We start from the raw sequence: 14,383 nt of genomic DNA, 5'->3' as shown, positions 1-14,383 counted from the left end.
AATCTATTATTTAGTGCAAACTACTTGTTGTGTAAATCGAAGGTCTATTCGCTTATAATTATACAAAGAACTATCTAAAATAGCTTTCTGATAAAAAGCCTTATAATTCCTGAATTTATCTTCAACTTTTATGATACTACCAAAATCTATTTGATAATTAAAATCTCTATTGAGCATTTTTAAGCTTCCGTTCGGCATTATTTGTATTGAAATGATATTTTTTTTCAAAAAATCATCGTCATAAATAAAGCGAAGTAAATCGGTTAATTTCTCCTTATTTCCTTCATTAAAACGACCAGAAACAAGTGGAACTCTAGCTGTAAAATTACCAGACAAAGGCATTTTACTTCCCTCATAACCAATATAGAAAGAACTATTCCCCTCGAAAACCCTTGCAATTGGAGTCTTTTGTTTCACTACTGCTTTTAGAACACCGTCTATACTCACAAACACATCTGATTTCTCAATCATTTCGTTTGAATCTAGTATGTATTCTAGCTTATTCAAATCTAATTTATCTTTTTCAATGCTTGAAGCATTAGTCTTATTTTCTATTAACAATTTATTAACCGTTTCTCTTTTAACAAAAAGAGGGTTATCTCCTACGAAAACAACTACCGATTTCTTTAATTTTCTACTTTTATTTCGATTAGACGTAAACGAAAAAAGCGAAATTACGATCACTAATATGAGAACTAACCTAATATTTGCCCAATTAACAATTTTTTTCATTTAGTCCTTTTTTAATGGTTCCAACTAATTCTCCAATATCACCTGCCCCAATCGTTACAATAATAGGGGCGTCACTTTCCAAAATAGCCGCTATCAAATCCTCCTTTGAAACTAATTTCTTATTTTTTGAATCCATTTTACCCATCAACCAAGCAGAAGTCACTCCTTCCATTGGCAATTCTCTAGCAGGGTAAATATCCATCAAAATAGTTTCATCAAAAGCTGACAAACTTTTCGCAAAATCATCAGCAAAATCATTCGTTCTACTAAACAAATGAGGTTGAAAAATAGCCAACACTTTCTTACCAGGGTACAACTCTGTTACGGCTTGGTGAACCGCATTAATCTCCGTAGGATGATGTGCATAATCATCTATATAAATTAAGTTTTCAGTTTTTATTTGGTAAGAAAATCGTCTTCTAATTCCTTTAAATGATGCTAAGGCCATTGCAATTGCGTCGGTTGGGGTGCCGTATATATCCGCCATAGCAACAGCCATTAAAGCATTCATTAAATTATGTCTTCCTGGTAAACCAAAACGAAAATCTTTTAAAACCCCTTTTGGAGTATTAATATCAAATACGTAACTACTACTTTCAATTCGAACATTTACCGCACTGTAAACTGCTTTTTCATTTACAGCAACAGTAATACCTTTTAAAGGCAATTCACAAGTAACAATTAAATTGCCCTTATCTTCAATCTTATCCGCAAACTCAACAAAAGATTTTTCAATCTCATCACTCGTTCCGTATATATCCAAATGATCTGCATCCATTGAAGTAACACACGCTATATTAGGATGCAAATGCAGGAAGGAACGATCAAATTCATCAGCCTCAACCACCGTTACTGTTTTACCACTTCCTATAAGATTAGAATTATAATTCTCCACAATACCACCTATAAAAGCCGTTACATCAGCACCACTTTCGTACAATATATGTCCTAAAATACTAGAAGTTGTTGTTTTTCCATGTGTTCCTGCTACAGCAAAACAAAAAGTATCTTTAGTTATAATCCCTAAAACCTCAGCTCTTTTTCTAACATGATATTTTCGCTCCAAAAAATAATTCCATTGGGAATGGGCTTTAGGAACGGCTGGAGTAATAATTATCAATGTGTTTTCCACAAAAAAATTATTAGGAATCAAATCAATTCTATCTTCAAAATGGATATCAATGCCATTTTCAATCAACTCTGAAGTCAATATTGTTGGTGTCTTATCGTATCCAGAAACATTTTTTCCTATATTTTTAAAATAGCGAGCTAAAGCGCTCATTCCGATGCCTCCAATTCCGATAAAAAAGACGTTCTGTATTTGATTTAAATTCATATCCTGCTATTTAAAGTTCAAAATTCAATTGACATTGTAATTGATTTTTGCAATTTGCTATTGCTATTGCTATTTATTAATTAATTTCACAATTACATCTGCAATCTTTTGAGTCGCTTCAGGCATTGCTAATTTTTTTATATTCTCGCTTAATTGAGATTGCTTCCCACTATCTTTTAATAGCGTTTCAAAAACCACACTAAATAAGGTCTCCAATTCGTATTCTTTTAGCAACAAAGCACCATTTTTATCTACTATAGCTTTCGCATTTTTAGTTTGATGATCCTCTGCCACATTAGGAGAGGGAATAAAAATAACGGGCTTCCCTACGATACATAATTCAGATACTGAAGATGCTCCCGCTCTAGAAATAATAACATCAGCAGCGGCATAAACCAAATCCATTCGTTCAATAAAGGAAACGACTTGTACAAGACTAGAATTATATTTTTTATACTCATCAAAATACAATTTCCCACATTGCCAGATAATTTGAACATTTTGAGCCACAATAGCTTCAAGTTCTTTCTCAATTAACTGGTTAACTCTTCTTGCGCCTAAACTACCTCCAAGCACTAACAAAGTTTTTTTACTAGCATCTAATTGAAAAAATGAAATAGCTTCTTCACGTTTACCACCAATTGCAATTAAATCTTTACGAACAGGATTGCCTGTCAAAATCATTTTTTCTTTTGGAAAAAAACGTTCCAAATTTTCATAAGCAACACAAATTGCATCTGCTTTCTTACTTAACAACTTATTCGTTATCCCTGGAAATGAATTCTGCTCCTGTATAACGGTTGTAATCCCCATCATAGCCGCCACTTGCAATAAAGGTCCACTGGCAAAACCACCAGTTCCAATCACCACATCTGGTTTAAATTCTTTGATTATTTTTTTAGATTTAAATAAACTATCAACCAATTTAAAAGGGAACATTGCATTTTGCAAAGTCAATTTTCTTTGCAAGCCTGCAATCCATAATCCTTTAATATCATATCCTGCTTGTGGCACTTTTTGCATTTCCATTTTATCTTGGGCACCTACAAAAAGAAACTTAGCGTCAGGAAAACGCAGTTTCAATTCATTAGCAATTGCAATCGCAGGATAGATGTGTCCTCCAGTTCCCCCTCCGCTTAAAATGAATTTATATGGTTGCATATATATTAAATTTGATATTCTTATTTATTTAAAACAGCATTCATTGGATTAGAAACTTTATCCTCAATTGAGTAATCACTATTATTTGATTCTTCATCAACTAATAGCTGTCCGTCAATTAATTTCTGCAAAGCTTCCTCTCTTTTGGCAGCTTCTTTTTGTTCTTCCGCTATTTCTTCTTCTTTTTTGGTAACACCAATAATGATTCCCAAGGCAATACAAGTCATCCAAATAGATGTACCTCCACTACTAATCAGTGGTAAAGTTTGTCCTGTTACGGGCAACAATTCAACTGCGACCGCCATATTAATCATTGCTTGAAAAATCATTGGAAAACCAAGACCGATAACTACTAATTTCCCAAAAGTTGTATTGGCTTTATGAGAGGCAATGATAAAACGAAAAAGTAATAAGAGATACAAAACCAATACTCCAAAACCGCCAACTAAACCATACTCTTCAACAATAATTGCGTAAATAAAATCTGAAGACGATTGTGGCAAAAAGTTTTTTTGAATACTTTTACCAGGGCCTAATCCATATATTTTTCCCGACGCAATGGCTATTTTAGCTTTTTCAATTTGATAATCATCTTCATCAGGTTTATCAGTTGTGAAATTTTCTATTCTACTTTCCCAAGTATGCACACGACTAAAAAATTTAGAATCTGGAAAAGCTTTAGCTAAGAGTACAAAAAAAGCTAAAGAAACTACTCCTAAACCAATAATATAAATCAAATATTTTAATGGATATTTCCCAATAAAAACCAACATTGTCACCATGGAAAAAATCAAGGCAGCAGTTGAAAAATTGGAAGGCAGAATAAATATCAAAGTAATAAATACTGGAACCCAAAGTTCTTTAACGGAATCTATAAAATCAATTGGTTCGTCTCTAGTTTTCGATAAATAACGAGCTACATATACATATAACACTAAAGCGGCCAGAGCTGAAGGCTGGAAAGAAATACCTACAAATGGAATTTGCAACCATCTACTAGCATTAGCACCACCAATTACAGTTCCTTTAATCATAGTTATAGCTAAAACCACCCAAATAATAGGCAATAACAACCTCGAAAATGATCTAAAATACTGATAAGGAACCCTATGAAAAACATAAATAATCCAAAACCCACACACTACATGTCCTAAATGCTTCAACAAATAACCTAACGTATTTCCCGTACCATGACCTAAATAGGCCAAATTACTACTGGCGCTAAAAACAGGCATAAATGAAAACAAAGCCAATAAAGCCACAAAGGACCAAATCCCTTTATCTCCCTTTAAATTGCTTATTAATTGTTTCATTATTATTGTTTTTAGTTATTATACTTTATAATAGTATTACAAATTCTGTACGGCTTGTTTGAATTGATTTCCTCTGTCCTCATAACTTTCGAATAAATCAAAACTTGCGCAAGCTGGTGACAACAAAACAGTATCTCCTTTTTCAGTTAATCGTTGTGCCATAATAACAGCTTCTCTCATATTGGTAACTTCTATCATCATATCAACAACATTACCAAAAGCATCTATTATTTTTTTATTATCCACCCCTAAACAAATAATTGCCTTTACTTTTTCACGAACTAATGACATTAGTTCATTGTAATCATTTCCTTTATCAACCCCTCCTACAATCCAAACTGTTGGCGTATTCATGCTGTCTAATGCAAAAAAAGTAGCATTTACATTTGTCGCTTTTGAATCGTTGACGTACTGTACATTTTGAATTTTCAACACTTTCTCCAAACGGTGTTCTACCCCTTCAAAATTAGACAGACTCTCACGTATTGTTGCTTTTCTAATTTGCATCAATTTAGCCACTGAAGTTGCTGCCATTGCATTTTTCATGTTATGTTTTCCTTCTAAGGCAATAGTTTCTGTTTCCATTTTAAATTCGTCCTGGTTGATTGTTACTTCCATAATGTTGTTTTGTATAAAGGCTCCTTCGCTAAATATTTGCGTTAGTGAGAAAGGTATTAGTTTTGCTTTTGTTTTATTATTTTTTAACCAGTTTGCTATCGCTTCATCATCTGCATCGTAAATTAGATAATCCTCTTCTGTTTGATTCATCGTTATCCGAAACTTTGAAGCTATGTAATTTTCGTATTTATAATCGTATCGATCTAAATGATCCGGGCTAATATTAGTAATGATTGCAATGTGTGGCTTATAATTAAAGATCCCGTCTAATTGAAAACTACTCAATTCCAATACATAGGAATCATAATTCTCATCGGCTACCTGCCAAGCAAAACTTTTCCCGATATTCCCTCCCAGTCCTACATTCAATCCAGCTGATTTTAGCAAATGATAAACCAACATTGTCGTAGTGGTTTTACCATTGCTACCCGTAATCCCTATTGTTACTGCATCAGTGAACGGAGCAGCGAATTCAATTTCTGAAATTACAGGAATCCCTTTTTCAATCATTTTTTTAATAACGGCTGCTTTATCAGGAATTCCAGGGCTTTTCATCACGACATCAGCATTCAGAACTAAATCTTCTGTATGCTTTTCATCTTCCCATTCTATTTCATTATCTATAAGAACTTGTTTGTACTTTTCTTTTATTTTTCCAAAATCAGATACAAAAACATCATATCCTTTCTTCTTCCCCAGAATCGCAGTACCTATACCACTTTCTCCTCCTCCTAAAACTACTAGTCTCATATTATCTTAGTTTTAATGTCACAATAGATAAAATGGCGAGTAAGATGGCTACAATCCAAAACCGTGTTACAATCTTACTTTCATGATAACCTCTCTTTTGATAATGATGATGCAAAGGCGACATTAAAAATATTCTTCGACCTTCTCCAAAACGCTTCTTGGTGTATTTGAAATAACTGACTTGTAAAATCACAGATAAATTTTCGACCAAGAATATCCCACATAATAAAGGAATCAACATTTCTTTTCTTACCGCAATAGCGAGAACCGCAATTATACCTCCTATTGTTAAACTTCCCGTATCTCCCATAAATACCGAAGCGGGAAAGGAATTATACCAAAGGAATCCTATCAAAGCCCCAACAAATGCCGAGATAAAAACCGTCATTTCCCCGGAATTAGGAATATACATGATATTCAGATAATTAGAGAAAATGATATTCCCGGAAAGGAACGTAAATATCCCTAAGGCGAGCACAGATATAGCAGACGTTCCTGCCGCAAGACCATCAATTCCATCAGTAAGATTTGCTCCATTGGAAACTGCAGTAATGATGAAAATCACGACTGGTATGAAAACCAACCAAGCCCATTTCTCATATCCTTCGCCTGTCCAGGCTAATAATTCAGCATAGTCAAATTCATTATTCTTAAAGAAAGGAATGGTCGTAGCTGTTGACTTCTCCTCTATAGGAGCAGGATAAATAGTGTTCTCTGTGGTTATCTTAAAAACATCTCGTTTACTGGTATCTGTACGAACCGTAACATCAGGACTGAAATACAAAACATAACCTACAATTAAACCTAATCCTACTTGACCAAAAACTTTAAAGATCCCTTTTAACCCTTCTTTATCTTTCTTGAAAATCTTAATATAATCATCAATAAAACCAATGGTACCCATCCATAAAGTGGTCACTATTAGTAACACTATATAAATATTATGAAGCTTAGCAAACAAAAATACAGGAAGCAACGTAGCAAAAATGATAATCAACCCTCCCATAGTTGGAGTACCTGCTTTTTCATTTTGCCCTGCTAGGCCAAGTTCTCTAACTGTTTCACCTACTTGTTGTCTTTGTAAAAAAAGGATAACCCTTTTTCCGTAAATAGTAGACAACAAAAGCGACAATATGAACGCCAAAGCAGAACGAAAGGTGATGTACTGAAAAACTCCCGTTCCTGAAACATCTAATGTCTTGTTTAAATACTCAAATAAATAGTATAGCATAATATATTGGTTGAATGGTTAATTTTCGATTCAAAAACTTCTGTTGAATATTTATTTACCAAATTGTTCTAAAATTTCTTTTACTGTTTTCATATCATCAAAATCATGGCGAACACCATTAATCTCTTGATACGTTTCATGCCCTTTACCTGCAATCAAAATAATATCATTAGGCTGTGCTAACTGACAAGCGGTTTTAATAGCTTGTTTTCTATCTGTAATTGCCAATATTTTTTTAAAATTTTGGGCAGCAACCCCTTGTTCCATTTCGTGAATAATTACTTCAGGATCTTCATTTCGAGGATTATCCGAAGTCAAAATTGTTTTATCACTCAGTTCAGAAGCAATACCTGCCATAATAGGACGTTTTGCTTTATCACGGTTCCCACCACAACCCACAACTGTAATTAATTGTTCGTTTTTAGTTCGAATATCATTAATAGTTTTCAATACATTATCTAAGGCATCAGGTGTGTGTGCGTAATCTACAATAGCTGTAACATTTGCATTCGATACTATAAATTGAAAACGACCTGAAACACTCTCTAAATCTGATAATAGTCGAAGTGTCTCTAAGCTATCCATTCCTAATTCGATAGCTGTAGCATAAATAGCTAATAAATTATAAGCATTGAAAGTCCCAATTAATTTTACCCAAACTTCATTTTCATTTATCTTTAGCAATAAGCCAGATAATTGATTTTCTAGGATTTGTGCTCTATAATCGGCATACGATTTTAAAGCATACGTACATTTTTTAGAAACTGTGTTTTGTAACATCACAGCTCCGTTTTTGTCATCAATGTTCGTGATTGAAAAAGCTGTTTTAGGCAAATTATCAAAAAAAGATTTTTTTACATCTCTATATTCTGCAAATGTTGGATGGTAATCCAAGTGATCGTGAGAAAGATTCGTGAAAATACCTCCTACAAAATGCAAGGCTTCTGTTCTTTTTTGGTGAATCCCATGAGAACTCACTTCCATAAAACAATATTCAACCCCAGCAGCTCTCATTTCTTCAAGATAATGGTTGATTGTTATTGAATCAGGTGTTGTATGTGTGGCTTTGTACTCTTGTTTGTCGACAACAATTTTTACAGTAGAAATCAATCCCACTTTGAAACCTGCTTTTTCAAATAATTGAAACAATAAAGAAGCAATGGTTGTTTTTCCATTAGTCCCTGTAATTCCAACTAATTTCATATCCTTTGAAGGATCACCAAAATAATTTGCCGCCATAAAAGCCAACGCTTTATTAGTATCTAGTACTTGAACATAAGTAATACCGACTTCTGTTTTTTCAGGTAAAGTATCACAAACTATAGCTATAGCCCCTAATTCAATCGCTTTTTGGATAAAATCATGGCCATCTGAAATAGTTCCACGAATAGCAATAAAAACATCATTGGCTTCCAATTTTCTTGAATCGAATTCCAATTTATTGATCGTAACATCCGTTGAACCTTTGATAGATTCAATCGCTACTTTATATAATATGTCTTTTAAATTTTTATCCATTTTTGTTCCATTTTCTCCAAATTATTGAAGTGTTGTGAGACTATAATAATTCTAGTGTAATACTTGTATTCTTGATAATATCCTGTCCTGCTTGTAATGATTGTGTTTTTACTTTCCCTAAGCCTTTTGCGCTCACCTTAAGTCCTAAATTCTCCAATAATGCAATTGCATCCATACCAGGCATTCCTTTCACATTAGGAATATGCGTTTGCTCTTTTTGAAGACTCGCAAAATAATTACTATAACTTTTCTCCTGTTTTGGAATCTTTTTATTGATATTTTTGATTTCATTAGTGGAAGGAACATCTGTAAAAATTTTCTGTGCTATTCTTTTAAAAACGGGACCAGCCACATCTGCACCATAGTAATTATTATTTACGGTACTTGGCTTGTGTACCACAACAATACAAGAATATTTAGGCTGATCTACCGGAAAGAAACCTACAAATGAAGAAGCATAATACTTACCAGATCCGCCATCCTTACTATAATTTACTTGCGCTGTACCTGTTTTTCCTGCCATCGAAAATTCTTTCGAATACAATTTAGAACCAGTTCCCTTTTTTACCACATTCTTTAAAACTTCTTTCAATTTCAAAATAGTTTCTTGTGAACATATTTTAGGGTTAATCACCTCGGTCTCCATTTTTTTAATGGTTTTATTCCATTCTTTAATTTCGGATACAAAATAGGGTTTCACCATCACTCCATTATTTGCGACAGCATTATAATAGGCTAAAGTTTGCATTGGCGTTACCGAAACTCCGTAACCAAAAGCCATCCAAGGCAACGAAATATTAGACCATCTTTTGCTGGAAGGTTGTGGAATATATGGTCTTCCTTCCCCTTTAAAATCCATATTTAACTTCTTGTTCAATCCATATGAATTCACATGATTTACAAAACGAGTTGGATTATCTTTATAGGCATTATATACTGCCTGAACCATAACGGTATTTGACGAAAGCTCGAAACCTCTTGCTAATGAAATTTTACCATAACCTCCTTTGTGTGAATCTCTAACCGCTTTACCAGAATATCTAATTTCGCCTCCTTTACTGTCATACACCGTACTAGTATCTGCAACTTTGTCTTCTAACAAAGCCATCAAATCCACTAATTTAAAAGTAGATCCTGGTTCGTGTGATTCAGCAACCGCGTAATTGGTTGTTTCATAATAAGTCCCATCATTTGCTCTTCCTAGATTAGCAATAGCTCTTACAGCACCCGTTTGTGTTTCCATCACTACCACACAGCCATGATCTGCTTCGTATTCTTGTAGTTGTTTTAACAAAGCATGATGTGCAATGTCTTGGATATATACATCAATAGTCGAAATTACATCGTAACCATCCTGAGGATCCACTTCATTTACATCACGAATAGGTTTCCATTGTCCTTTGGCTATTTTTTGTTTTAATATTTTTCCATCCGTACCATTGAGATAATCTTTATAAGCCCACTCAATTCCTTTACCTTCAAACTTACCTTCACCTAATCTTCTTTCGTAACCAATGGTACGTTCTGCAATTTTACCAATAGGATGTTCACGTACAGTTTTTTGCTCTACAATTACCCCCCCTTTGTAAGCGCCTAACTTGAACAATGGGAATTTTTTAATTCTAATATATTCCGTATAACTTAAATCACGAGAAATCAAATAGTAACGATTGTTATTAGCTCTTGCTCTTCGAAGTTCATTTTGAAAATAATTACTTGATTTCCCTAACATCAAAGACAACGAATCTGACAATGAAGCCACATTTTTTTCAAAAACTTCTGCTTTTGGTGCTACTGCATCAAAACGAATTTCATAGTTCGGAATAGAAGTTGCCAACAAGCTACCGTCTGCTGAATAAATATTCCCTTTATTAGCTGGAATTACAAAATTCCGAACTGTTCTTTCCTTTGCCAAACTTCTATAATATTCTCCTTCAACCCACTGAATATTAGTTAACTTCACAGCTATTGCTATTGCTATCAAAAAGATAACAAATGCTACTAGGTACATTCTATACGATATGTTTTTATCCTCTACTGCCATAATTTTTTGAAAAAACTTTTTTCTTCTTCTTTCTTAACTTTAATTTTCACTGGTGGAACCGTAGATGGGTAAATTTCTTTGGCCACCATTTTTTCAGACACCGTAGACTCCATTCTTAATTTCATCAATTGGGAACGCCTATCTACAAACTCCGATCGTAATTCTTTTACTTCACCTGTAAGGGCTGCTATTTTGAACACTTTTTGTTCGTAACGTTGTGTATTTGCGATCATAATTATTGCCAACAGAATCAAAAAAACGATAAAACGCCAATTTTTCATCGCATCATCATCGACAAGAAATTTTGCTTTTAACAGGCTGTATATTCCGTATTTCATCTTTATAATAGGATTACTATTTTTTTTCGGCAATTCTTAATTTGGCAGAGCGAGCTCTATTATTTATTTTAATTTCGGCAGCATCAGGAATAATCAGTTTTCCAACGGTTTTAAAAGGAACCGAAAAATTTCCAAAAAAATCTTTTTCTGGTTCTCCTTCAAACATTCCGTTTTTCATAAATCGCTTAACCAATCTATCTTCTAAAGAATGATACGATATCACGCTTAATCTTCCTTCTGGTTTCAATATTTCTAAAGATTGCTCTAAAAACTCTTTTAAAACATCCATTTCTTGGTTCACTTCAATTCGAATAGCTTGATAGATTTGAGCCAAAATTTTATTCCTAACTCTTTCTGGTAAATATCTCGCCAAAACTTCTTTTAATTCATCTGTAGTTTTTATCGGCTGAAGTTCTCTCGCTTCAATAATCGTTTTTGAAAGTGCAGGTGCATTTTTCAATTCACCGTAATCATAGAATACTCGTCTTAGATTAGCGTCATCATAATCATTAACTACTTTATAAGCACTCAAATCATTTTTCTGACTCATTCGCATATCTAATTCTGCATCAAAACGAGTTGAGAAACCTCTTTCTGCTACATCAAATTGATGTGAAGAAACCCCTAAGTCTCCCAAGATTCCATCTACAGATTTAGCCCCATAAAAACGCAAAAACCGTTTTATAAAACGGAAATTTTCATTAATCAAAACAAAACGACTATCGTCTATCGCATTGGCTAATGCATCTTCATCTTGGTCAAAAGCATATAATTTTCCGTTTGGCCCTAGCCTTCTCAAAATTTCTCTTGAATGACCGCCTCCACCAAAAGTCACATCTACATAAACCCCATCTGGCTGTATATTCAAACCGTCAATAGATTCGTGAAGTAAAACTGGATTATGATATTCCATTGTCGTTGTCATTTAAATTTCCCATTACATCTTCTGCCAAATCAGCAAAATCAATATCATCTCCATTTATAGATTGCTCGTATAAATCTTTGTCCCAAATCTCTACAATATTCACTGCTGATGAAAAAACAACATCCTTAGAGATATTCGCAAAACCAACCAAATCTTTTGGAACTAACAATCGTCCTAAAGAATCAATCTCAACAACCTTAACACCGGCTGTAAAACGTCTAATAAAGTCATTATTCTTTTTTACAAATCGATTTAGCTTGTTGATTTTTGTCATCATCAAATCCCATTCTTCCATTGGATACAACTCCAAACAAGATTGAAACACAGAACGCTTCAAAACAAAACCATCTTGAAGTGAGGTAGTTAACTGCTTTTTCAATGGCGCAGGTATCATCACCCGCCCTTTAGCGTCCACTTTGCACTCATATGTTCCTACAATTGTATTCAAGCCTTTATTTGTAATGAAATGATTTAAGCAAAAATATAAAAAATTTTACCACAATTTACCACTTAATACCACTTTGTTAATAAGTTTAACCACTTTCCCCCATAAGACCTTAATTTTTGGAGGCTCAGATCGTTAGCGTCAAACAAAAAGGCCCGTAAGAATATTCATAAGCCCTAAATAAATCATTATATTATCCACAAAGATTTAACAACAACACTTCATTTTCACCAATTAAAACATACTTATTCAGACCGCAAAGAGCATGATTTTGTAATAAAAATTTCACGGTAAATATTATATCCAAAAAACAGAATCAAAAATTCTTTTTTACTTATTAAATCCTATATTTGTGAAAATTGAAATCTGGAATAAGCAACATGGAAAAGCACTACAAGAAAGAAGGTAGATATAGTTATTATGAAGCAGGGGAAGGTACGCCTATTGTAATTCTACACGGGCTAATGGGAGGGCTAAGTAACTTTGATGCCGTTGCTAGCTACTTCTCAGAAAAAGGATATAAAATTGTCATTCCAGACTTACCTATATACACACAAAGTATACTTAAAACGAATGTAAAAAGCTTTGCGAAATACGTCAAAGACTTCATTACATTCAAAGGATTTGACCGAGTTATTTTACTAGGAAATTCTCTTGGAGGCCACATTGCTTTGTACCACACTAAAATGTATCCTGAAAAAGTAGCAGGACTAGTAATTACAGGAAGCTCAGGACTTTACGAAAGCGCTATGGGAGATAGTTACCCAAAAAGAGGCGACTACGAATACATCAAAAAGAAAGCTGAAGATGTATTTTATGATCCAAAAGTAGCAACACCTGAATTAATTGACGAAGTATACGCAACTGTAAATGACCGTATCAAACTTATCAAAACACTAACCATTGCCAAAAGTGCCATTCGTCATAATATGGCGAAAGATTTACCTAAAATGCACGTACAAACATGTGTTATTTGGGGAAAAAATGACAAGGTAACCCCCCCAGATGTCGCTACTGAATTTAAAAAATTATTACCCAATTCTACGCTGTATTGGATTGATGAATGTGGACATGCTGCCATGATGGAACAACCTGAAGAATTCAACCGAGTACTGGAAGAATGGCTTGTAAAAACCAACTTATAGCTTTTTTAAAATAAAAAACACAAAGCCCCTTTTAAACCATTAAGAAATTTAGTGAACTCAGACTTATTAAAACTAAAATTCTGATTGGTTTATTTTTTGACTAAATTTAAAAGTCTTTTCTTTGCTCTTTAATATTACAATAGTATGAAAATCAATACCGCCGAATTTATAATAAGTAATTCCGATGCTTCAAAATGTCCCAAAGACTTTTTGCCTGAATATGCTTTTATTGGTAGGTCAAACGTAGGAAAGTCATCATTAATCAATATGTTGACCAACCAAAAAAAATTAGCCAAAACCTCAGGAAGACCTGGGAAAACACAATTAATCAACCACTTTTTAATTAATAAAAATTGGTTCCTAGTCGATTTACCAGGGTATGGATATGCTAAAGTTTCAAAGAAAACCAAATCTGTATTCCAACAATTCATCACGGATTATTTTGAAAACAGAGAACAGTTAGTATGTGCGTTTGTCCTTATCGACATTCGTCACGAAGCACAAACTATCGATATCGAATTTATGTCCTATATGGGGGAAAGTGAAATTCCATTTTGCATTATTTTTACGAAAGCTGACAAAATCAGTAAAGTAAAAATTGACTCTCATATTGCAGCATACAAAAAAAACATGTTTGCCAATAACTGGGCCGAGATGCCAGAATATTTTATCACCTCAGCAACAGAGAATACCGGAAAAGAGGAATTACTGCAATATATAGATGACGTCAATCAGGAGGTTTTCAAGAGCAACAACAGCCCCTTTAATACACCTGGATAAATTATACCAAAAAACCCCAAAAACATTTTTAATATGTTTTTGGGGTT

13 protein-coding genes are annotated in these 14,383 nt (G+C 33.7%); 2 read left to right on the top strand and 11 right to left on the bottom strand.

The annotated features are described in order from the left end of the window. Positions 1 to 6 precede the first annotated feature (6 nt). The 11 genes from ABZP37_RS07045 to mraZ form a co-directional block, all read right to left on the bottom strand. Positions 7 to 732, bottom strand: a complete 726-nt coding sequence (locus ABZP37_RS07045; protein ID WP_366186812.1) for a cell division protein FtsQ — start codon at positions 730 to 732, stop codon at positions 7 to 9. Next, the gene (gene murC / locus ABZP37_RS07040) at positions 716 to 2,068 is read right to left on the bottom strand and encodes a UDP-N-acetylmuramate--L-alanine ligase (protein WP_366186811.1); all 1,353 of its coding nucleotides are present in this window, start codon (positions 2,066 to 2,068) and stop codon (positions 716 to 718) included. Before murC ends, ABZP37_RS07045 begins: the two co-directional genes overlap by 17 nt. A gap of 69 nt (positions 2,069 to 2,137) precedes the next feature. Further along, complete coding sequence (murG, locus tag ABZP37_RS07035; RefSeq protein WP_366186810.1) at positions 2,138 to 3,229, bottom strand: undecaprenyldiphospho-muramoylpentapeptide beta-N-acetylglucosaminyltransferase; 1,092 nt, start codon at positions 3,227 to 3,229, stop codon at positions 2,138 to 2,140. A gap of 20 nt (positions 3,230 to 3,249) precedes the next feature. Further along, the gene (locus ABZP37_RS07030) at positions 3,250 to 4,542 is read right to left on the bottom strand and encodes an FtsW/RodA/SpoVE family cell cycle protein (protein ID WP_366186808.1); all 1,293 of its coding nucleotides are present in this window, start codon (positions 4,540 to 4,542) and stop codon (positions 3,250 to 3,252) included. Between the two features lie 36 nt (positions 4,543 to 4,578). After that, positions 4,579 to 5,910: a UDP-N-acetylmuramoyl-L-alanine--D-glutamate ligase gene (gene murD, locus ABZP37_RS07025; protein WP_366186807.1), complete on the bottom strand. Its 1,332-nt coding sequence runs from the start codon at positions 5,908 to 5,910 to the stop codon at positions 4,579 to 4,581. Position 5,911: 1 nt separating this feature from the next. Next, entirely contained in the window at positions 5,912 to 7,141 is a 1,230-nt protein-coding gene (gene mraY, locus ABZP37_RS07020; protein WP_366186805.1) for a phospho-N-acetylmuramoyl-pentapeptide-transferase, read from the bottom strand. Positions 7,142 to 7,192: 51 nt separating this feature from the next. After that, entirely contained in the window at positions 7,193 to 8,659 is a 1,467-nt protein-coding gene (locus ABZP37_RS07015; protein WP_366186803.1) for a UDP-N-acetylmuramoyl-L-alanyl-D-glutamate--2,6-diaminopimelate ligase, read from the bottom strand. 40 nt (positions 8,660 to 8,699) lie between these two features. Further along, positions 8,700 to 10,703, bottom strand: a complete 2,004-nt coding sequence (locus tag ABZP37_RS07010) for a penicillin-binding protein (RefSeq protein ID WP_366186801.1) — start codon at positions 10,701 to 10,703, stop codon at positions 8,700 to 8,702. Beyond that, positions 10,694 to 11,041, bottom strand: a complete 348-nt coding sequence (locus tag ABZP37_RS07005; protein WP_366186799.1) for an FtsL-like putative cell division protein — start codon at positions 11,039 to 11,041, stop codon at positions 10,694 to 10,696. The genes ABZP37_RS07010 and ABZP37_RS07005 overlap by 10 nt, the downstream gene beginning before the upstream one ends. A gap of 16 nt (positions 11,042 to 11,057) precedes the next feature. Next, positions 11,058 to 11,966 carry a 16S rRNA (cytosine(1402)-N(4))-methyltransferase RsmH gene (rsmH, locus tag ABZP37_RS07000; protein WP_366186797.1) on the bottom strand — a complete coding sequence of 303 codons (909 nt, stop codon included), beginning with the start codon at positions 11,964 to 11,966 and terminating at the stop codon, positions 11,058 to 11,060. Continuing rightward, positions 11,941 to 12,414 (bottom strand): division/cell wall cluster transcriptional repressor MraZ, encoded by a 474-nt coding sequence (gene mraZ / locus ABZP37_RS06995; RefSeq protein ID WP_366186795.1) that lies wholly within the window; start codon positions 12,412 to 12,414, stop codon positions 11,941 to 11,943. The genes rsmH and mraZ overlap by 26 nt, the downstream gene beginning before the upstream one ends. 377 nt (positions 12,415 to 12,791) lie before the next feature. Between mraZ and ABZP37_RS06990 the strand changes: the two genes are divergently transcribed. Both ABZP37_RS06990 and yihA read left to right on the top strand, forming a co-directional pair. Next, positions 12,792 to 13,556, top strand: a complete 765-nt coding sequence (locus ABZP37_RS06990; protein ID WP_366186794.1) for an alpha/beta hydrolase — start codon at positions 12,792 to 12,794, stop codon at positions 13,554 to 13,556. Positions 13,557 to 13,700: 144 nt separating this feature from the next. After that, positions 13,701 to 14,336, top strand: coding sequence for a ribosome biogenesis GTP-binding protein YihA/YsxC (gene yihA / locus ABZP37_RS06985; protein ID WP_366186793.1), 636 nt, complete (start codon positions 13,701 to 13,703; stop codon positions 14,334 to 14,336). The last annotated feature ends 47 nt before the right edge of the window (positions 14,337 to 14,383 follow it).

It is taken from the genome of Flavobacterium ovatum, assembly GCF_040703125.1.
GTDB lineage: Bacteria > Bacteroidota > Bacteroidia > Flavobacteriales > Flavobacteriaceae > Flavobacterium > Flavobacterium ovatum.
Note: the sequence above shows the minus strand (reverse complement) of the source record. Positions and strands in the feature narration are given on the sequence as shown.

Bases quoted from the DNA above. Each gene is read 5' to 3' on its own strand.
- rsmH (WP_366186797.1), bottom strand. From the start codon at position 11,966: ATGACAACGACAATGGAATATCATAATCCAGTTTTACTTCACGAATCT.
- ABZP37_RS06990 (WP_366186794.1), top strand. From the start codon at position 12,792: ATGGAAAAGCACTACAAGAAAGAAGGTAGATATAGTTATTATGAAGCA.
- murG (WP_366186810.1), bottom strand. From the start codon at position 3,229: ATGCAACCATATAAATTCATTTTAAGCGGAGGGGGAACTGGAGGACAC.
- ABZP37_RS07015 (WP_366186803.1), bottom strand. From the start codon at position 8,659: ATGGATAAAAATTTAAAAGACATATTATATAAAGTAGCGATTGAATCT.
- ABZP37_RS07030 (WP_366186808.1), bottom strand. From the start codon at position 4,542: ATGAAACAATTAATAAGCAATTTAAAGGGAGATAAAGGGATTTGGTCC.
- yihA (WP_366186793.1), top strand. From the start codon at position 13,701: ATGAAAATCAATACCGCCGAATTTATAATAAGTAATTCCGATGCTTCA.
- murC (WP_366186811.1), bottom strand. From the start codon at position 2,068: ATGAATTTAAATCAAATACAGAACGTCTTTTTTATCGGAATTGGAGGC.
- murD (WP_366186807.1), bottom strand. From the start codon at position 5,910: ATGAGACTAGTAGTTTTAGGAGGAGGAGAAAGTGGTATAGGTACTGCG.
- ABZP37_RS07010 (WP_366186801.1), bottom strand. From the start codon at position 10,703: ATGGCAGTAGAGGATAAAAACATATCGTATAGAATGTACCTAGTAGCA.
- ABZP37_RS07005 (WP_366186799.1), bottom strand. From the start codon at position 11,041: ATGAAATACGGAATATACAGCCTGTTAAAAGCAAAATTTCTTGTCGAT.
- mraY (WP_366186805.1), bottom strand. From the start codon at position 7,141: ATGCTATACTATTTATTTGAGTATTTAAACAAGACATTAGATGTTTCA.
- ABZP37_RS07045 (WP_366186812.1), bottom strand. From the start codon at position 732: ATGAAAAAAATTGTTAATTGGGCAAATATTAGGTTAGTTCTCATATTA.